Genomic DNA, 19,514 nt, shown 5'->3' on the forward strand with positions numbered 1-19,514 from the left:
GCCCGTAAGTCGAGTTCGTCAGCTCCCGCGGCGACGGTGTTGAGGTCGCCGATTTCAATACGGCGAGGGTGGCGTGAGAAAATGATTCGATGCTCATTGCCGGGGTGATCCTTCGTGCAATGATCTTCCGATCATCTGCGGTCAGCAACGGCGCTGGCCTGGAGTAAGAGGTGCAGCCCACCTGTGGAGTGTCAGCGCTGGTGGACGTGATTTGAGGCTTGCCTAACTGGGTAAGTCCCAGCTCACTTGCCGTATCCTCTGCTGAAACGGTGCGCCCCACGTGGGCGCGATGTTAAGGGCGAAAAAGTATGAAGCACGCTCCCGGCCCCATAGGGCTCTACGATCCGCAGAACGAGCACGACTCGTGCGGTGTTGCCTTTGTCGTCGACATGCATGGTCGACGCAGTCGCGACATCGTCGACAAGGCGATCTCGGCACTGGTGAACCTCGAACATCGAGGTGCCGCCGGCGCCGAGCCGAACACCGGTGACGGTGCAGGCATCATGATCCAGGTCCCCGACGCGTTCTTCCGCGCCGTGGTCGACTTCGATCTGCCCGCCGAGGGCTCCTACGCCACCGGTGTCGCGTTCCTTCCGCAGGGCTCCGGCGACGCCAAGACCGCGTGCGACGGCGTCGAGAAGATCGTGACGTCCGAGGGCCTGACCGTCCTCGGCTGGCGCGACGTGCCCATCGACGAGAGTTCGCTGGGCGCGCTGGCCCGTGACGCGATGCCGACGTTCCGCCAGATCTTCATCGCCGGGGCCGCCGGCGACGACCTCGAGCGTCGTTCGTACGTGGTGCGCAAGCGGGTCGAGACCGAACTCGGCAACAAGGGCGCCGGGCAGGACGGCCCGGGCCGTGAAACGGTCTACTTCCCAAGTCTTTCCGGGCGCACGTTCGTCTACAAGGGCATGTTGACCACTCCGCAGCTGCGGGGCTTCTACGTGGACCTGCAAGACGACCGTGTCGAGAGTGCGCTGGGTCTGGTTCACTCGCGCTTCTCCACCAACACCTTCCCGAGCTGGCCGCTGGCCCACCCGTTCCGCCGCGTCGCCCACAACGGTGAGATCAACACCGCCACCGGTAACGAGAACTGGATGCGGGCGCGCGAGGCGCTCATCGACACCAGCGTGTTCGGTGAGGGCACCGGCGAGAAGATCTTCCCCGTCGTCACCCAAGGCGCTTCTGACACCGCGCGGTTCGATGAGGTGCTCGAACTGCTGCACCTCGGTGGACGCTCGCTGCCCCACGCGGTGCTCATGATGATCCCGGAGGCCTGGGAGCGTCACGAGTCGATGAAGCCGGAGCACCGGGCTTTCTACGAGTACCACTCGACGCTCATGGAGGCCTGGGACGGCCCCGCGTCGGTGTGCTTCACCGATGGCACCCTGATCGGTGCCGTCCTCGATCGAAACGGTCTGCGCCCGAGCCGGATCTGGGTCACCAAGGACGGACTGGTCGTGATGGCGTCGGAGGTCGGTGTCCTCGACATCGATCACGGTGACGTGGTTCAGAAGTTGCGTTTGCAGCCCGGCCGGATGTTCCTCGTGGACACCGCCGCCGGCCGCATCGTCGACGACAACGAGATCAAGGACGAGCTCGCCGCCGAGCACCCGTACCAGGAGTGGCTCGACGAGGGCATGAAGCACCTGGACGACCTGCCCGGTGAGCCGCACAGCCACATGGCGCACGATCGGGTGAAACTGCGTCAGCAGGTCTTCGGTTACACCACCGAGGAGGTCAGCCTGCTGGTCGAGCCGATGGCCCGCACCGGTGCCGAAGCGATCGGCTCGATGGGTACCGACACTCCCATCGCGGTGCTCTCGCAGCGCCCCCGGATGCTGTTCGACTACTTCCAGCAGATGTTCGCCCAGGTCACCAATCCGCCGCTCGACGCCATCCGCGAAGAGGTCGTCACCAGCATCGGTGTCACGATCGGCCGCGAGGCCGACCTGCTGAACCCGGGACCGGAGTCGTGCAAGCAGATCGTGCTGCCGCAGCCGATCCTCGACAACGACAACCTGGCCAAGCTCGTACGCCTGGGTGAGGACGAGCGTTTCGCCGACTACCGCAGCGTGCAGATCCGTGGTCTGTACCCGGTCGCCGATGGTGGCGAAGGGTTGCGCAAAGCCCTCGACGACGTCCGCACACAGGTCTCGGAGGCCATCGCCGGCGGCGCCCGTCTGGTGGTCCTGTCGGACCGCGAGTCCGACGAGACCCTCGCGCCGATCCCGTCGCTGCTGCTGACCTCGGCCGTGCACCATCACCTCGTCCGCGAGAAGACCCGCACCCAGGTCGGACTTCTCGTCGAGGCCGGTGACGCCCGCGAGGTGCACCACATGGCCGCACTCGTCGGCTTCGGTGCCGCCGCGATCAACCCGTACATGGCCCTCGAGACCATCGAGGACATGGCGCTGCGCGATGCGCTCGGTGGGCTCGACTACAAGACCGCGCAGAAGAACTACATCAAGGCTGCAGGCAAGGGCGTCCTCAAGGTGATGTCCAAGATGGGCATCTCCACCCTGGCGTCCTACACCGGCGCCCAGCTCTTCCAGGTCATCGGTATCAACCAGGACACCGTCGACGAGTTCTTCACCGGACTGCGGTCACACCTCGGCGGCATCGGCCTCGACGAGATCGCCGCCGACGTCGCCGCCCGTCATGCCGTGGCGTTCACCGGTCGGCCCGAAGAGCGGGCGCACCGCGAGCTCGAGGTGGGCGGCGAATACCAGTGGCGCCGCGAGGGTGAATATCACCTGTTCAACCCGGACACCGTCTTCAAGTTGCAGCACTCGACCCGCACCGGGCAGTACTCGGTGTTCAAGGAGTACACGAAGCTCGTCGACGACCAGTCCAAGCGCATGGCATCGCTGCGTGGGCTCTTCGACTTCAACTTCGACGATCGCGATCCCATCCCCATCGACAAGGTGGAGTCGGCGCGCGAGATCGTCAAGCGGTTCTCCACCGGCGCGATGAGCTTCGGCTCGATCTCGGCCGAGGCCCACGAGACCCTTGCGATCGCGATGAACCGCCTCGGCGGTCGTTCCAACTCCGGCGAGGGCGGCGAAGACGTGCGCCGGTTCGAGCCCGACGAGAACGGTGACTGGCGTCGCAGTGCCATCAAGCAGGTCGCCTCGGGCCGCTTCGGCGTCAACTCGCACTACCTGACGAACTGCACCGACATCCAGATCAAGATGGCCCAGGGTGCGAAACCGGGTGAGGGCGGACAGCTTCCGCCGCACAAGGTGTACCCGTGGGTCGCCGAGGTCCGTGGTTCGACACCCGGTGTCGGACTGATCTCGCCGCCGCCGCACCACGACATCTACTCGATCGAGGATCTGGCGCAGCTGATCCATGACCTGAAGAACGCGAACCCGGCAGCTCGGATTCACGTGAAACTTGTCTCCGAGGTCGGTGTCGGAACCGTCGCTGCCGGTGTCTCGAAGGCCCACGCCGACGTCGTGCTGATCTCCGGTCACGATGGTGGCACCGGTGCGACACCGCTGACGAGTGAGAAGCACGCCGGTGGACCCTGGGAACTCGGCCTGGCCGAGACCCAGCAGACCCTGCTGCTCAACGGACTGCGCGACCGCATCGTCGTGCAGGTCGACGGCCAGCTCAAAACCGGTCGCGACGTCGTCGTCGCGGCACTGCTCGGTGGTGAGGAGTTCGGTTTCGCCACCGCACCGCTGGTGGTCTCGGGTTGCATCATGATGCGGGTCTGCCACCTCGACACCTGCCCGGTGGGTGTCGCGACGCAGAACCCCGTGCTCCGTGAGCGTTTCACCGGAAAGCCCGAGTTCGTCGAGAACTTCTTCCTCTTCATCGCCGAAGAGGTTCGGGAGTTGTTGGCCCGCCTCGGTTTCCGGACGCTGCAAGAGGCCGTGGGCCAGGTGCAGATGCTCGACACCGCCAAGGCGCTGAATCACTGGAAGTCGGCGAAGGCGGGCAAGCTCGACCTCTCGGCCATCCTCACGCAGGCCGATTCGCCGTTCATGAACCAGGATCTGTACTGCTCGGGCAGCCAGGATCACGCGCTGGACAAGGCGCTCGATCAGCAGCTGATCGCCCAGGCTCGCGCCGCCATCGACAAGGGTGAGCGGGTCAGCTTCTCGTCCGATATCGCCAACGTCAACCGCACCGTCGGCACGATGCTGGGTCACGAGATCACCAAGAACTACGGTGCCAACGGCTTGCCGGACGGCACGGTGATCATCGACTTCAAGGGTTCTGCCGGCAACAGCTTCGGAGCGTTCGTTCCGAAGGGTGTGACACTGCGCCTCAAGGGCGATGCGAACGACTTCGTCGGCAAGGGACTCTCGGGCGGCCGGATCGTGGTCAGCCCGGCCGACAACGCGCCCGAAGGCTTTGTGGCAGAAGAGAACATCATTGCCGGCAACGTCATCGGATTCGGTGCCACAGGTGGTGAGATCCTGCTCCGCGGTGTCGTGGGCGAGCGCTTCTGCGTGCGTAACTCCGGGGCGACGGCAGTGGTCGAAGGGGTCGGCGACCACGGGTGTGAGTACATGACCGGCGGGCGTGTGGTGGTTCTCGGATCGACAGGTCGCAACTTCGCGGCCGGTATGTCCGGTGGCATCGCCTACGTGTACGACCCCGCGAATGTTTTGAAGGACAACCTGAACACCGAACTGGTGCTACCCGAAGAGCTGGAAGCCGAGGATCTCGAGTTCCTCGAAGCCATCGTCGGCAAGCACCGCAACGAGACCGGTTCGCCGGTCGCAGAGAGCATTCTGAGCGACTGGGACAGCAACTCCCAGAAGTTCGTCAAGGTGATGCCCCAGGATTACAAGCGGGTGTTGCAGGCGATCGCCTCGGCCGAGAAGGACGGGCGCGATGTCGACGAGGCAGTAATGGAGGCCGCACGTGGCTGATCAAAGAGGCTTTATCAAGCACACCGAGCGGGAACTGCCCCAGCGGCGGCCGGTGCCCCTGCGGTTGATGGACTGGAAAGAGGTGTACGAAGATTTCGATCGCGACACCCTCAAGACCCAGGCCAGTCGCTGCATGGACTGCGGAATCCCGTTCTGCCACAACGGTTGCCCTCTCGGCAACCTCATTCCCGAGTGGAATGACCTGGTGTACAAGGATCGCTGGGCCGACGGCATCGAACGCCTGCATGCGACCAACAACTTCCCCGAGTTCACCGGCCGGTTGTGCCCGGCGCCCTGCGAGGCGTCGTGCGTACTGGGCATCAATCAGCCGGCGGTCACCATCAAGCAGGTCGAGGTCGAACTCATCGACAACGCCTTCGACGAGGGCTGGGTCAAGCCAGTGCTCCCGTCGGCCAAGACCGGCAAGTCGGTAGCCGTCGTCGGTTCCGGCCCTGCGGGCTTGGCTGCGGCGCAGCAGCTCACCCGGGCCGGCCACGACGTCACGGTCTTCGAGCGGGCCGACCGTATCGGTGGATTGCTGCGTTACGGCATCCCTGAGTTCAAGATGGAGAAACGGCACATCGATCGCCGCCTCGAGCAGATGGAGGCCGAGGGCACGCAGTTCCGGCCCGGCGTCAACGTAGGCGTCGACCTCACGGTGGAGCAGTTGCGGGCCGATTTCGATTCTGTGATCCTCGCCAACGGATCGACCCAGGGGCGCGACCTGCCCATCCCCGGACGCGATCTCGACGGCATCCACCAGGCGATGGAGTTCCTGCCGTGGGCCAACCGCGTCCAGCAGGGTGACGACATCCTTGACTCTGATGGGCAACCGCCGATCAATGCCAAGGGCAAGAGGGTCATCATCATCGGCGGCGGCGACACCGGTGCGGACTGCCTCGGCACCTCGCTGCGGCAGGGCGCCGAGATCGTGCACCAGTTCGAGATCATGCCCAGGCCGCCGGACGAGCGCGCAGAATCGACCCCGTGGCCGACGTATCCGCTGATGTTCCGGGTCTCCTCCGCCCACGAAGAGGGCGGCGAGCGGGTGTTCTCCGTGAACACTGAGGAATTTGTCGGCAAAGACGGCAAGGTCACCGGGTTGCGCGCGCACGAGGTCAAGATGAACAACGGCCGGCCGGAGAAGATGGAAGGCAGCGACTTCGAACTCGAGGCCGATCTCGTCCTGCTCGCCATGGGCTTCGTCGGACCCGAGCGCGCCGACTTCCTCGACAAGCTCGGCGTCGACTACAACGAGCGCGGAAACGTCAAGCGCAACGACAACTTCGAGACGACCGTGCCCGGCGTTTTCGTCGCCGGCGACGCCGGTCGTGGGCAGTCGCTGATCGTCTGGGCGATCGCCGAGGGAAGGGCCGCGGCCGCCGCTGCGGACCGCTTCCTCGCCGGTGCCACACTGCTGCCCGCACCGATCGTCCCGACGCAGGCGCCGCAGCGGTAGGACTCGCGAAACCGAGTCCGAACTGCAATGATGAGTCCGGATCCGGGGAGCTTTTCGAGTCAGTTGACGGGTGGGAAACTACCCGGCGCGATCAATGAACGAAGGACAGTACATGCGTGTGCGGCGGTGGGTCAGTGCTCTGGCAGCAGGAATTTTGACGGCGGGGGCCGTCAGCGTTCTGTCCGCACCGACGGCGGTTGCCGATCCTGCGGACTGCCCGGAGCTCTACGTCCTGGCCATCCCGGGAACCTGGGAGAACTCGGCCGACGGGCAGGTGCCCGGAATGCTGTCGTACCCGACGTCCGGTCTCGGATCGGAGACCCGCGTGCAGCTGGTGGGTTACAACGCCACCGCATTCCCGTGGGAGACCGGCGGCAGCATCTACGGCAAGTCGAAGGCCCAGGCAGTCGCCAACGCCGAGGGCCTGGCCATCACGATGACCAAGCGTTGCCCCGCCACGAAGATCGCGGTCATCGGCTACAGCCAGGGCGCCGACGCTGCCGGCGACTTCGCCGCCGAAGTCGGCACCCGCCGCGGTGTCATCAAGCCGAGCCAGTTCGCGGGCGCCGTGTTGATCTCGGATCCACGACGTACCAAGAGGGACGCGCTCATCGGTCCCAAGCTTTCCGGTGAAGGCAACGGTGGACCCCGCCAGGGCGGATTCGGCTGGGTCAGTGACCGCACGTTCACGATCTGCGAGCCCGGCGACCAGTACTGCAACATCCCACGCGACTACTACGTCTCCCGGATCGCCGGCTACCTGGCGGAGACCAGTGACCCCAACCCCGATCAGCTCGCTCAGTACCAGGCCGAGGCCTGGGCAATCGTCAGCGAGCTGGTGACCAGGGGTGGACCGGGCGCGCTCGTCGACGAACTGAGCAACGAGAAGGCGCGCGCACAGATCGTCGCGTTCAACCGGTTCCTGCAGTCCGGTTCGCACGGGGACTACGCCAACTTCGAGGTGGAGCCGGGCGTGACCGCGCTGCAGTGGGCACAGAACTATCTTGCAGGCCTCGCCTGACCTTCCGCGGAGCTGCCTCGAGGGCGGCTGCGCTCGCTCAGTGTGATCAGTGGGACAGATGTGACTCACCCGCGTGTGCTACCCGATGGGATGCCACCTCCGGCGTAACGTGGCCTACGTCACAGCGTTTGGAGATGTTGTCGCGATGACCTGCGAAGAGTAACAACGCTTTTCGTCGTCGCGACATATCGCGAGAGATGCTTGTGTCCCGACTGGCGATCAGCCGGCCGACGACATACAGTATCGACAAGAGTATCCATTGCACTAAACAGGATGTGATCCGTCGTGAAGCTGGCGAACCCCCGCACCCGCCGCCGCACTCAACTGCTCGGAATGACCCCGCATATCTTCGGGGCCGATGGGTACATCGCCCACCGGCGTCTCGCGCGGCGGCTGCCCGAGAACGGTGAACGACTCGTCACCACGGCCGAACTCCGCAGCTTCAACCTCTGACGGTCACCCCGGCGGCGAAATCGCCGATCAGTTTCGCGGCGACGTCGGGTTGCTGCACGATGAAGAAGTGCCGCGCCGGGATCACCGGCGTATACGAACCGCCGAGGAATCGCGCGTAGCGACCCTGCTTCCAGTTCCAGAACAAGCGCACCGGCGTGCGTCGTCCCGGTAGCGCCGACACGACATGGACCGGCGCAGTCAGCGGATGCGTCCGCCGCAGCGCAACCAACTGCGAGTTGAGAACCCCGAACGCCGCCTGCTCGACCAGGAAAGCCCGCGGGAAACGGGTTCCGTTGAACACTTCGGATATCCAGTAACGTTGCGCCGCGGTGAATCCGCCCGGCGGACCCGGCGACGTCGCAATCGCGTGTCCCTTGATCCCGGCTGACCGCGGCAGACGCAGGGCCTTGATGAACCGCGCCGCCACATGCGCGAGTCGGTTGCTCCAGCCGGGTGGCACCAGCTGCAACGGCAGCATCACGTAGGAACCATCGAGCATGATCACGCCCGCGACCCGGTCGGGCCTGCTCCTCGCGTAGCCCTCGACATAGAGCGACGCCAGGGAATGACCGGCCAACAGGACGGGCTCGGTGATCCCCAGCTCGTCCAGGATGTGGTCGATCCGCTCGACCTCAGCGGCGATCGACGGGATCTGGCCGGCAGGCAAAGGATCGGACAGTCCATAGCCGGGCCGGTCGTACCGGATCACGGTGTAGCGGGCCCGGAGGATCTCGGTGACCTGATCGAAGTCGAACCAGTTGCCTCCCAACGCCGCGAGGAACAGCAGTGGCGGCCCCTCACCGTCGACCACGACATGGGTACGGAGCCCCGCAATCGCGTGAAACGTCCCTGGTGGCTGCACCTGCGCAAGTTTAGGCCCGGTGGCTCTACTCGCGCCCGCCGACGAGGTCACGCATCCGTTCGCGCCGGTTCACGTACTTCTCGTAACGCCGCTCGGCGCGTTCGATCTTCTTCGGGGAGTAGAACCGTCGTGCCCAGAATGAGTTCGGATGGGCCAGCCGGCACGCGCCGACAAATCCGAGCAGCGGCACCGGAAGCCCGATCAATCCGGTGGCCAGCTTGCCCTTGAGCAGTGTGATGACGGAATAGGTGATGTGGATGACGACGCTACCTGCGGTCACCAGGATGCCGAGCGTGTTTGCGCCGGGCTCGTTGACGCCGATCGGTGAGGTTCCCACCAACAGGGCCAGACCCACGACGGCCGCGATCATGACGGCGTCGATCGACTTACGGCCCTCTTCGGACCAATAGACGTCTTCGAGGTGAAGCCACAAGGCGAACTCGTCGAGGGCCAGCGCCGCTCCGATCCCGAACATGGCGGCCAGGATCTCGCGCCACGGCGGATCCGGCTGAAAGCGGAACTCGAGCAGCCCGGCCACGAGGATCAGCAAGATGCCCCACACCTGATGGTGGATGTGCACACCACCGATGTAGATGTCGTTGACGGCGCCTCCGGCATCATCGCCCTCCGGTGCAGGCGTCGCGTTGCGGGCCTTGATCTTCCGGGTGATCGCGCGGGTGATCCCGTAGGTGACCACGAACCCGATCAGCGCTACCAGCGCGGCGGACCGCCCGGTGTCGACGACATGTTTGATGTACCAGTCCACTGACCTACCCCGCCGACCGTGCCGAACCAGCCGCTGAGCGTGCCGAACCAGCCGCGATCTTTGGCACGGTCGGCGGTGGGGGCAGCGGGGTCACTTGGGCTTGGCGAGCGGGAACGCGAGGGTCTCGCGGATCGATTGCCCGGTGAGGAGCATGACGATCCGGTCGACACCGATGCCGAGACCACCCGTGGGGAACATGCCGTGCTCGAGGGCCTGCAGGAAGTCCTCGTCCAGCTCCATCGCCTCGGGGTCGCCGCCGGCAGCCAGCAGTGACTGCTCGGTGAGACGCTTGCGCTGCTCCACCGGGTCGGTCAGTTCGGTGTAGGCAGTACCCAACTCGACGCCCCACGCCACCAGGTCCCAGCGTTCGGTGACTCCGGGAATGGTCCGGTGCTGCCGGGTCAGCGGTGACACCGACGTCGGGAAGTCCTTGTAGAACGTCGGGAACGTCGTCTGGTCCTCGACGAGGTGCTCGTACATCTCGAGCGCGACCTGCCCGGCGTCCCAATCGTTGCGGTACGGGATGTCGTGCTTGTCGCACAGCGCCTTGAGGGTGTCGACGTCGGTGTACGGGGTGACCTCCTCGTCGATCGCCTCGGACACCGCGCCGTGCAGCGTCTTCACCGGCCACTCGCCGGAGATGTCGACCTTCTCGATCACCCCGTCCTTGCCCTCGATGTAGACGACCTGCTCGCCGTGCGCCGCGACGGCGGCGTTCTGGATCATCTCCCGGGTCAGGTGCAGCATCCGGTCGTAATCGCTGTGTGCCTCATAGGCTTCCAGGCTCGTGAACTCGGGGTTGTGTTTGAAGTCCACGCCCTCGTTGCGGAAGTTGCGACCCATCTCGAAGACGCGCTCCAACCCGCCGACGCACAGTCGCTTGAGATAGAGCTCCGGCGCGATGCGCAGATAGAGGTCGAGGTCGTACGCGTTGATGTGGGTGCGGAACGGTGCAGCGTTCGCCCCACCGTGGATCTGTTGGAGGATCGGGGTCTCGACCTCCATGTAGTCGCGACCACCCAGATAGTCGCGCATCGACTTCACGATCGCGCTGTGTACGCGCATCAGCTCGCGTGCCTTGGTGTTGATCGTGAGATCGACATATCGCTGGCGGACGCGGGCCTCGGGATCGGTCAGGCCACTCCACTTGTCGGGCAGCGGATGCAGGCACTTGCCGAGCATCCGCCAGTCCTTGGCCAGCAGCGACAGCTCGCCCTTGCGGCTGCGGCCCACGACACCGCTGACCTCGATGAGATCCCCGAGGTCGACGGTGCTCGCCAGATCCAAGGTGTCGGGACGCAGTGCGCTCGCGTCCACCAGGACCTGCATGTCACCACTCCAGTCGCGGAGGTCCGCGAAGACGACCTTGCCGAAGTCGCGCATGCGGATGACCCGGCCCGCGATCCGGCCGGTCGTCCCTTCGGGGGCGGCCACCGCCTCGGCGATGGTGTGGGTGGGGGGATAGGCGGGTGGATAGGGGTCGACGCCTGCGGCGGTGAGCTGTTCGAGTTTCGCCAGCCGGACGCGGACCTGCTCGGGCCGTCGCGGACCGCGGTGCTCGGCCTTCTCCAGACCGGCGATCTCGGCGGCGACGGCATCGACGTCGACACCCTCCGGGACCGACGACGCCTGGCCGGTGAAATCCCGGCCCTTACCGAACTTGGGGAGTTTGACGAACCCCTCGTTGACGACTGCCGCGAGCCCGACTCGCGGAACGGTACGGGCATCCTCGAAACAGAGGAACCGCGGCACCCACTCGGGTTGATACTTGGCGTTCGACTTGTACAGCGATTCCATCTGCACGTACTTGGATGCGAAGGTCAGTGCGCCGTACATCGTGCGCATGATCGGGCCCGCGCCGATCTGGCCACCCTCTTCGAACACGGCGCGGAAGGCGGCGAAGTTCATCGAGATGTACAGGACACCGAAAGCCTCGGCATTCTCGGCGAACTCGGTGACCATCGTCTCGGTGAGCCCGTTGATCGAGTTGTGGTCGCGGCGCATCACATCGAGCGAGGCGCCCGTCGTGCCCCAGGGCACGAACGAGAGCATGCCGACGACCTTCTCGTCGTCGGTACCGGCGTTCTGCACCGCTTCGACGAGGATCGACCGGCCGTCCTGCGGATCTCCGAGGCGGCCGAGCGCCATGGAGAAGCCGCGCTCTTCGTCGGTGTCGCGCCAGGCGTCGGCGCGACTGATCATGGCGGCCATCTGCTCGTCACTCAGGTCTTCGTGACGGGCGATGCGCACCGTGATCCCAGCGCGCTTGGTACGGGCGACTGACTGCCGGACGGCCTTCATGTCAGGGCCGTTGAGGTTGTAGCCGCGCGTGTGGACGATTGCCTCGTCGCCGATGTTCAGTGTCGTGAAACCGGCGTTCTCCCAGACCTCGGCCCCGTGGATGCTGACGCCGATGGCACCTGGATGCCACCCGTACTGATCGCAGACCTTGATGAACTCGGCGATGGCGTCCGGCCAATACTTCTTGTCCCCGACGGGATCACCGCCGGCCATGGCCGTGCCGACTTCGACGCGATAGGTGACCGCGGCCATCCCGTTGGGTGCGAACACCACGGCCTTGTCGTGGCGGGTCGAGAAGAACGCCAGGGAGTCGTCGCCGCTGTACCCCTCGATCAGCAGGCGGATGAGTCGCTCGTCCGCGGGCGTCATCGAGTTGCTGGAGCGCTGCGACCGGAACAGGATCAGTGCGGCCGCGATGAGCGCCAAGGCGCCGAGCAGGCCGAGGAACGTCTCAAGCGCGGCGAAGGTGTGGTGGTTGTCGAAGTCGGTGGAGACGTCGATCGAGCCGAAGGTCACGACATGGTTGATCGCGTAGGGCAACCGCTCGGACTCTTCGAGGTCGCGCGGCCAGATCTCGACCAGGCCCCAGCCGATCAGGGACGCCGCGACCAGTCCGGCGACGAGGACGCCGAGTGCGCGCCAGATCGCGCCTCGGCGGACCTTTGTATAGAACTGCCGGTAACTGGCCACGAGGTAGCCGAGTGCGAGCAACTGGATCGCGAGGCCGATGAAGATGTTGACCCGCACCACGGTGTCGACACCGTTCTCGGAGGCAAAGGGCTCGAAGAGATAGATGACGTTGGCCGTGCCGAACAGCAGGATGTAGATGACGGTGAGCCACCAGGCGATCCGTTTACGTGAGGCGAGCGCAAACGCCAACAGCGCGAGCACGAATGCCCACGCGAAACTGGTGTCGGGGGCCACGACAATGTAATTGTCGACGTACGTGCGGGGCACTTCGGTGAGCCGGCGGAATTGCACCGAGAGACTGCTGATGAGGGATATGGCAGCGAGGACGCCGACCACCCAGCTCGTGTGCCGGGGCGCGTTCTTGAATAATCCCGACGGGACGGTTCTCCGCACCACGTGATGCTCGGTTGGCCTTGCCAATTCCTGGCTTTCAGGTAAATCCACGCTCACAGGTGTTGCCTTTCCACGGCTGGTCCGACGTAACGTTAGCGTGGCGATGCGATGATTGAACGGTGAGCCGAGAAACAATTCCGATCCGCGACAACATCATCCGCCTGGGCCAGTTCTTGAAACTCGCAAATTTGATCGAATCCGGGTCGGAAGCGAAGGAAGTCATCGCCGACGGGCTGGTGAGCGTCAACGGTGACACCGAGACCCGACGGGGCCGACAATTGGTGATCGGGGACGTGGTGGAGATCGGTGGTGCCGAGGCGGTCGTCGGGTCCGGAGATGGGCCGGAGCCGGACATCAACTGGTGACCGACACGAAGCCTTGTTACCGGTGAGTAAGTACAAGTCGTTACGCTGTTGTCCATGACTGAGACGACCTTTGTCGCGACGGCCGATCTGGTAGACGAGATCGGCCCGGACGTACGCAGCTGCGATCTTCAACTCACCCAGTACGGGGGCAGGCGCGAGTTCGCTGGCCGGGTCACGACGGTCCGCTGCTTGCAGGACAATGCCCTGCTCAAAGAGGTTCTCGGCGAGCCGGGCAACGGCGGGGTGCTGGTGATCGACGGCTCAGGATCGCTGCACACCGCCCTCGTCGGCGATGTGATCGCGGAACTGGGTCGCTCCAACGGCTGGGCTGGGATCATCGTCAACGGCGCGATCCGCGACGCCAAGATCATCGGGACCCTGGACATCGGCGTCAAAGCGCTGGGGACCAATCCTCGCAAGTCCACCAAGTCCGGCGCAGGGGAGCGCGATGTGCCGGTCGAGCTCGGTGGCATCACCTTCACTCCCGGCGATCTGGCGTACAGCGACGACGACGGCATCGTCCTCGTCGCGTCTGAATAGGGGAAAAATCATGGCGAAACCAGATACAGCGACATTTGACCGGTTGCGCGAACTGATCGCGATCGACGACCTCGGATCGCGGCCGACGCGGCCGGTGCTCGAGGCGTTCAGCGGCACGGAGATGACGACGGTTCCGGTGGGTACCGCCGAGGACGTCGATGCCGCCTTCGAGATCGCGCGCGCCGCACAGCGCACGTGGGCGCAGGTGTGGCCACGTGAGCGGGCGGCGGTGCTCATCGAGTTCGCCGCGTTGGTGATGAAGAACCTCGACGCGCTGGCCGACATGGCGCAGGCCGAGACGGGCAAGGCGCGGAGCTATGCCCAGGAAGAGGTGCTCGACGTCGCGATGACCGCGCGGCACTACGCCAAGACCGGCCCGAAGCTGCTCGCGGCCGGCAAGGTCAAAGGCATGCTGCCGCTCGCGACCGACGCCCGGGTGCGCTATCAGCCCAAGGGTGTCGTCGGCGTGATCTCCCCGTGGAACTACCCGATGACCCTCGCGGTGTCGGACGGCCTGGCCGCCTTGATGGCCGGCAACGCCGTGGTCCTCAAGCCGGACAGCCAGACCCCGTATTGCGCGCTGGCGATGGTGGAACTGCTCTACAAGGCCGGTCTGCCCAAGGAACTGTTCGCCGTGGTCCCTGGTCCGGGATCGGTTGTGGGACAAGCGATTGTCGCCAAAGCGGACTATCTCATGTTCACCGGCTCCTCGGCGACGGGCGCGCAGCTCGCCGAGCAGTGCGGCCGCCGGCTGATCGGCTTCTCCGCCGAACTCGGGGGCAAGAACCCGATGATCATCACCAAGACCGCCGATATCGACAATGCGGTCGAGGGGGCTGTGCGAGCCTGCTACTCCAACTCCGGGCAGCTGTGCATCTCCATCGAGCGCATCTACGTGGAGAACCCCGTCGCAGAGGAATTCTCGGCGAAGTTCGCCAAACGGGTCGCCGCGATGAAACTCGGCAGCGCGTACGACTTCACCACGGAGATGGGATCACTCGCCTCAGCGGCTCAGGTCGACACTGTCGCCGCCCATGTCGCAGATGCCAAAGAGAAGGGCGCGGTGGTGCTGGCAGGCGGTAACCGCCGCGACGACCTCGGACCGTTCTTCTTCGAGCCGACCGTGCTGACCGGGGTCGCCGAGGGTATGGAGTGCTTCGCGGCCGAGACCTTCGGGCCGCTTGTCGCGATCTACCCGGTGGACAGCGTGGCCGAAGCGGTGAAACGAGCCAACGACACCGAATACGGGTTGAACGCCAGCGTCTTCGCGGGGTCGTCGGACGAGGGACGCAAGATCGCCGCGGAACTGCGGGCGGGCACGGTGAACCTGAATGAGGGGTACGCCGCCGCGTGGGGTTCCACTGCCGCTCCGATGGGCGGGATGGGGATCTCCGGGGTCGGCCGCCGCCACGGCGCCGAGGGTTTGCTGAAGTACACCGAGCCGCAGACCGTCGCCGAACAGCGGGTCATCGGTCTCGGCGGTATCAAGGGCGTGCCGCGGGGGTTGTTCCTGCGGATCGTGCCGACCTTCATCAAGTCGCTGAAGTTCTTGCCCGGGCGGTAGGGGCTTCGGCGCGGACGCCTCGGCCAGAAAGGTCAGCTGACTCTCTGGCCGGTCAGGTCCCGCTTCGGTTCCTCCACCAGCGAACCACATAGATCACCAATGCGCCGAACAACGCCAGTCCGACACTGACCACCGGAACCTGCCGCGACGGCTCGGGCACCGGTGTGGGCTCGGTACGTTTGAGGGCGGTGAACCGGGCGCTGTGCTCCTCGGTGGGGGTGGGCTCCTCGACGACGAGCTCGGGCGTAACAGGTTTCGGTGCCGCAGGGGGCGCAGGTGCCACCGCTTGCGCGGGTGTCGACTTGGGTGGCGCGGTGTTACCCGGCTTGTCGGGCCCCTTCTTCGTCGGTGGCTTCCGAGGCGCGGACTTCGCCGCGGCAGACGTGGCGGCAGGCACCGAGTCCGTCGTGGGTGCGGCCTTCTTCGCGGGTGCCTTCTTGGCCGGCGCTGCCTTCTTCGCCGGAGCCGCTTTCTTGGCAGCTGTCTTCTTCGCCGGAGCCTTTGTGGCGGGCGCTGCCTTCTTCGCCGGGGCCTTCTTCGCGGCCGCCTTCTTCGCAGGTGCTTTTTTCGCCGGTGGAGTCCCGGGCCCGTCAGGAGAAGGCTGATCGCCAGGGGAGTTCAGATCCGGGTCGGCCATGGAAGATTGCGCTCCTTCGCTCTCTGCTGCGTCCTTGTCAATGATGCCCGGTACCGACCGAGTCGGCTCAGTTGGGTGCAGTGGTTCCCAGGCCGGCGGCAAGGCCGATCACCACCGCCATCAGCATGACTTCGGTGATCGCGCGACGCAGGGACACCTCTTCGCCGGTGCGGTGGGCGCGCGCCGCGGGCAACCAGGTGGTGCGCTGACGAAAGGCAACGATGATCAGCATCGCGAGGCCTGCAGACTTGGCCAGCAGGATGCGGCCGTAACCGGTAGTTGTCAGCTCACCGAGCGAATCGAGTTCGAGAAACGCTGCCACCACGCCCGTGAGGAACAGCACGAGGACGCACCATTGCGCATACCCGGAGAACAGTGGCAGGCTCGTCGCCCAACCCTTTCGGCCTCGAACGGTCAGTGCCAGCGCTGCCAACCCACCGCACCACCAACCGGCGGCGAGGACGTGGACGGCGACCAACACCGGCCCGCCGGTCTGCTGACCGAGGTGACCGGTCACGGGTCCGATCAGCAATCCAAGAGCGGTCACCGCGGCCGCGGCCTCGGGAGCCGCCATCGTCGGCCGGAACATCCAGACCACCGCGAACACCGCCACCACCAGCGCACATCCGGTACCGATCAGGGCCGGCGTCACCCCGCTCACCCGCACGAAGTCCGACAACCCGACCGCTCCGGGAGAGCGCCCGGTCCGCTCGGCGACCCCGAGCCAGGCGGCGACCAGCGCGGCCGCGAACCAGACGCCGGCCAGGATCGCGACCATCTGCAGCGCTCGCGGCTCGGTGGGTTCTCCACCGAGCACCCGCAGGCTGGTCAGCCCCAGCACGGCGATGGCTGCGCAGATGGCCACCGCGCTCGCCGCAGCATCCATCTCGGGACCGCCCGGGCGGGCGATCACCCAGCACAACCCGACTCCGAGCCAGGCCGCGGGCACGACACCGATCAACCATTCACGACGCGTCGTGCCCGCAGCCCGCACGGCCTAATTCCTGCGCTGCAGGCGGAGTGCGACGGCCAGACCGCCTCCGAACACGACCACCGCGACGACGATGAACGGCCACACGGGGATGCCCGAGGACGAGGATTCGTCGTCGTCATCGACGGAGGCGCCGGGAGTGCCCTGTCCGGCGGTGGTGAGGGTGAACGTCAGCTGACCCTCGACCGGATGCCCATCCGCCGACGTCACCCGGTAGTTGATCAGATACTCGCCCGCAGGCCCGAGCTCGCGCAGCTGCGTGCTGACGCTACGGCCGGTGACGGTCGGTTCGCCGTCCTGCCAGTAGTTTCGATCGGGCCCCACCACGGTCAACGCCGGAAAGCTCTCCTGCAGTGGCTCGTTGAAGGTGAGCGTCACTGTCGGAGGTCCCGCACTGACGGACGAACCGTCCGCGGGGTCGGAGCTGACCAGCGCCGAGTGTGCCGATGCTGTCGGGGCGAACGCGAACGTCGTCAGCAGTGTTATCACGATCGCGCCGAGGGTCAGCGCCAACCGCCTCACGAGCGCTTGCGGGCCAGTGCGCCGACCGCCACGCCGATGCCCAAGGCGCCCAACACGATTCCGGTACCGGCGAGCCAACGCGCGGTGTTGTCGGTATTCGACTCGGTGTTCGACTCGGACGATTCGGAGGTGCTCTGGCTGTCCTCCTCGTGGGTTGCGGTGTCGACGCCGTGCCCGTCGGCGGTCTTGGCGCCCAGTGTCACTGTCGGAGCAGGCTTGTCCGGCTCCGGCTGGCCTTCGACCGTCGGCTGATCCCACGCCACCACTTCACCGTCGGAGTACGTCTGCACCGCGGGCAGTGTCACCGTCGCCTGCTCGGGTAGCGGTCCGCCGGAGAGCCGGAATTGCACGAACTCACCGGGATTGATGCCCGGGTTGCCGGGGGCTGCCGTCCACGTCACGGAGGTCGCCTCCTCGCTGGCGGGATCTTTGGTGATCTCGGCGGTCCAGCCCGGCATCGGTTCGGTTCGAGCGGACTTCAGGTTGGGCAGTGTCACCGCCACTTTGGTGGTGCTCGCGGTGTCCGACTCGTTGGGGACCCGGAACGTGATGACGCCGTAGCCGCCCTGCGTGAGGTCGTCGCCGGCTGCGGTGACGTGTGCCGCCGCGACGCCGGCGCCGAGCAGGCTCAGACCGCCGACCACGGTGGCGGCGGCGAGTGAGGCACCGAGAACGCGGGCGCGTCGTGAAAATGAAGACATGATTGTTCCTGACTTGATATCGCAGTGATGCCACCGCGCACGAAAGGCGGGTGGTTGGGGGAGGAGAAGGCGATCAGGCCGCCGGCGGTCCCCGGAGTCCGACGCCGCCGGATGCGAGGACACCGACGAGGGGTCGCCGCTGCGGAGCGGAAGTCACCACGAATCGGGTGAGGTCGGTGATCGGCCCGGCGACCAGGAACCGCAGGGTCCGGATGACCGACGTGATCACTGAGTAAAGCCTGCCCGACCCGGCGATCAACAGTGCGCAGATCGGGATGGCGATGAGGTGGGTCGAGGCCATGGCCGCGGTCGACGAATGCGTATGGGCCATCGGATCGGCGGTCAGGGACAGGACGGTATGACCCGCCAACTGGGCGCCGGTGAGCAAGGCGACGAATGCCGCCATCGAAGTGAGCCGGTGTGACAGGGCACCCGCGGCGACGCCTATCACCACGAGCAACACGAGCCCGGCCGAACCGGGCAGATGGCCGGACGCCACACCGTGGGCGGCAACCGCCAACGCCGGTGCGGTGAAAGTGACGGCCAGAGATTTCAGGGACGGACTCCCAGCCGGGCCAGGAGGTCGGCGTCGATTGCGGCCAGTTCACGACTGATTGCGGCGTGCGCGCTGCGCCGGCGCGCGGCGGGCATGTGCTCGGCTGCCGCGACCGCGGTCGACAGATCCGACAACCGCTGCCCCATGATCGTGGTGAACGTCTTCGTCTCGGCGTCCGAATGCTTGGCGGTGAGGGTCTGCAGCGACTCTTTTGCGCCCGAGATCCGTGCGGACAGGGCCGCGCCGTGGCCGCTGTACCGGTTCAGTTCCGCTATCGGAACACCGGCGCGGTCGGCCTGGACGCGGCTGATCTGTTCGCGGGCCGCCGTGCTCGCGCGGTAGGCGATGGGTACGAGAACCGGGGACAACACCTTCGCGACCTGCAGGTATCGCTTGACGCGGGCGGTGGAGAGCAACTTGCCGTCGGCAACGGCCTTGGCGTTGGCCTGCGCGATCTTCAAATTCGTCTCGTTGGTCTTCGCCAAGACCTTCGCGGCGTTCTTGTCCAGCTGGGCCTGGGCCTTGAACGATTTCTTGGCGAGCTTGCGCTGTTGCTTCCGCTCGGCCTTGGCGTCCTTGCGGCCGGACTTGTCCTCGAGGCGGGCCTCCAGTTTGGCCTTGGCCTTGAGGGCCTTCGCCTGCGCTTTGCGCTGGGCTCGGCTTGTGCGACCGGAACTGAACAGACCCATGCGGTGCGACCCTCTCGCTTGTTTCGACCAGCCCCGCCTGCGGCGGTGTGCGAATTGTCGTGCAGTTGCGGTACAAGCATTACATAGCGTGCTCACCGGAGTTGTAGGCCCG

16 protein-coding genes are annotated in these 19,514 nt (G+C 65.8%); 7 read left to right on the top strand and 9 right to left on the bottom strand.

Translation table 11 applies throughout. The annotated features are described in order from the left end of the window. The first annotated feature begins 308 nt into the window (after positions 1-308). The 4 genes from gltB to J3S28_RS14505 all read left to right on the top strand — a co-directional run bounded on the left by gltB (position 309) and on the right by J3S28_RS14505 (position 7,825). Positions 309-4,892 (top strand): glutamate synthase large subunit, encoded by a 4,584-nt coding sequence (gltB, locus tag J3S28_RS14490; protein WP_207841461.1) that lies wholly within the window; start codon positions 309-311, stop codon positions 4,890-4,892. Beyond that, positions 4,885-6,351 (top strand): glutamate synthase subunit beta, encoded by a 1,467-nt coding sequence (locus J3S28_RS14495; protein ID WP_207841462.1) that lies wholly within the window; start codon positions 4,885-4,887, stop codon positions 6,349-6,351. Before gltB ends, J3S28_RS14495 begins: the two co-directional genes overlap by 8 nt. Positions 6,352-6,463: 112 nt before the next feature. Then, positions 6,464-7,372, top strand: coding sequence for a cutinase family protein (locus J3S28_RS14500; RefSeq protein WP_207841463.1), 909 nt, complete (start codon positions 6,464-6,466; stop codon positions 7,370-7,372). A 285-nt stretch (positions 7,373-7,657) separates the two neighbouring features. Next, positions 7,658-7,825: a hypothetical protein gene (locus tag J3S28_RS14505; protein WP_207841464.1), complete on the top strand. Its 168-nt coding sequence runs from the start codon at positions 7,658-7,660 to the stop codon at positions 7,823-7,825. Here the strand turns inward: J3S28_RS14505 and J3S28_RS14510 are convergent. The 3 genes from J3S28_RS14510 to lysX all read right to left on the bottom strand — a co-directional run bounded on the left by J3S28_RS14510 (position 7,815) and on the right by lysX (position 12,840). Then, entirely contained in the window at positions 7,815-8,687 is an 873-nt protein-coding gene (locus tag J3S28_RS14510) for an alpha/beta fold hydrolase (protein WP_207841465.1), read from the bottom strand. The two genes, J3S28_RS14505 and J3S28_RS14510, sit on opposite strands and share 11 nt — an antisense overlap. A gap of 25 nt (positions 8,688-8,712) precedes the next feature. Further along, the gene (locus J3S28_RS14515) at positions 8,713-9,453 is read right to left on the bottom strand and encodes a hypothetical protein (protein WP_207841466.1); all 741 of its coding nucleotides are present in this window, start codon (positions 9,451-9,453) and stop codon (positions 8,713-8,715) included. Positions 9,454-9,543: 90 nt separating this feature from the next. After that, positions 9,544-12,840 carry a bifunctional lysylphosphatidylglycerol synthetase/lysine--tRNA ligase LysX gene (lysX, locus tag J3S28_RS14520; RefSeq protein ID WP_372436007.1) on the bottom strand — a complete coding sequence of 1,099 codons (3,297 nt, stop codon included), beginning with the start codon at positions 12,838-12,840 and terminating at the stop codon, positions 9,544-9,546. 116 nt (positions 12,841-12,956) lie between these two features. Here lysX and J3S28_RS14525 point away from each other — a divergent pair, with 116 nt between their 5' ends. From J3S28_RS14525 to J3S28_RS14535, 3 genes are read left to right on the top strand one after another with little or no spacing between them, the layout of a single operon-like run. Then, positions 12,957-13,202: an RNA-binding S4 domain-containing protein gene (locus J3S28_RS14525; protein ID WP_207841467.1), complete on the top strand. Its 246-nt coding sequence runs from the start codon at positions 12,957-12,959 to the stop codon at positions 13,200-13,202. A gap of 54 nt (positions 13,203-13,256) precedes the next feature. Then, the gene (gene rraA, locus J3S28_RS14530) at positions 13,257-13,742 is read left to right on the top strand and encodes a ribonuclease E activity regulator RraA (RefSeq protein WP_084892479.1); all 486 of its coding nucleotides are present in this window, start codon (positions 13,257-13,259) and stop codon (positions 13,740-13,742) included. 10 nt (positions 13,743-13,752) lie between these two features. Continuing rightward, on the top strand, positions 13,753-15,306 hold the full coding sequence (locus J3S28_RS14535) for a succinic semialdehyde dehydrogenase (RefSeq protein WP_207841468.1): 1,554 nt from the start codon (positions 13,753-13,755) through the stop codon (positions 15,304-15,306). Between the two features lie 52 nt (positions 15,307-15,358). On the opposite strand, the gene J3S28_RS28585 is transcribed toward J3S28_RS14535, so the two are convergent. From J3S28_RS28585 to J3S28_RS14565, 6 genes are all read right to left on the bottom strand, one after another. Beyond that, a complete protein-coding gene (locus J3S28_RS28585) occupies positions 15,359-15,943 on the bottom strand; it encodes a hypothetical protein (RefSeq protein WP_272874194.1) in 585 nt (194 codons plus the stop codon). 67 nt (positions 15,944-16,010) lie between these two features. Then, the gene (locus tag J3S28_RS28750) at positions 16,011-16,937 is read right to left on the bottom strand and encodes a CopD family protein (RefSeq protein WP_207841469.1); all 927 of its coding nucleotides are present in this window, start codon (positions 16,935-16,937) and stop codon (positions 16,011-16,013) included. A 3-nt stretch (positions 16,938-16,940) separates the two neighbouring features. After that, positions 16,941-17,456 carry a copper resistance CopC family protein gene (locus J3S28_RS14550; protein WP_207841470.1) on the bottom strand — a complete coding sequence of 172 codons (516 nt, stop codon included), beginning with the start codon at positions 17,454-17,456 and terminating at the stop codon, positions 16,941-16,943. Then, a complete protein-coding gene (locus J3S28_RS14555; protein ID WP_207841471.1) occupies positions 17,453-18,157 on the bottom strand; it encodes a YcnI family copper-binding membrane protein in 705 nt (234 codons plus the stop codon). The genes J3S28_RS14550 and J3S28_RS14555 overlap by 4 nt, the downstream gene beginning before the upstream one ends. Before the next feature lie 73 nt (positions 18,158-18,230). Further along, a complete protein-coding gene (locus J3S28_RS14560; protein ID WP_207841472.1) occupies positions 18,231-18,677 on the bottom strand; it encodes a YtxH domain-containing protein in 447 nt (148 codons plus the stop codon). 32 nt (positions 18,678-18,709) lie between these two features. Further along, positions 18,710-19,402, bottom strand: coding sequence for a DUF6474 family protein (locus tag J3S28_RS14565; protein ID WP_207841473.1), 693 nt, complete (start codon positions 19,400-19,402; stop codon positions 18,710-18,712). Positions 19,403-19,514 lie beyond the last annotated feature (112 nt).

The sequence above is a fragment of the Williamsia soli genome, assembly GCF_017377795.1.
Taxonomy (GTDB): domain Bacteria; phylum Actinomycetota; class Actinomycetes; order Mycobacteriales; family Mycobacteriaceae; genus Williamsia; species Williamsia soli.

Coding starts and splice junctions, on each gene's coding strand:
- gltB (WP_207841461.1), top strand. CDS start 309: ATGAAGCACGCTCCCGGCCCCATAGGGCTCTACGATCCGCAGAACGAG.
- J3S28_RS28585 (WP_272874194.1), bottom strand. CDS start 15,943: ATGGCCGACCCGGATCTGAACTCCCCTGGCGATCAGCCTTCTCCTGAC.
- J3S28_RS14500 (WP_207841463.1), top strand. CDS start 6,464: ATGCGTGTGCGGCGGTGGGTCAGTGCTCTGGCAGCAGGAATTTTGACG.
- J3S28_RS14535 (WP_207841468.1), top strand. CDS start 13,753: ATGGCGAAACCAGATACAGCGACATTTGACCGGTTGCGCGAACTGATC.
- J3S28_RS14565 (WP_207841473.1), bottom strand. CDS start 19,402: ATGGGTCTGTTCAGTTCCGGTCGCACAAGCCGAGCCCAGCGCAAAGCG.
- rraA (WP_084892479.1), top strand. CDS start 13,257: ATGACTGAGACGACCTTTGTCGCGACGGCCGATCTGGTAGACGAGATC.
- J3S28_RS14555 (WP_207841471.1), bottom strand. CDS start 18,157: ATGTCTTCATTTTCACGACGCGCCCGCGTTCTCGGTGCCTCACTCGCC.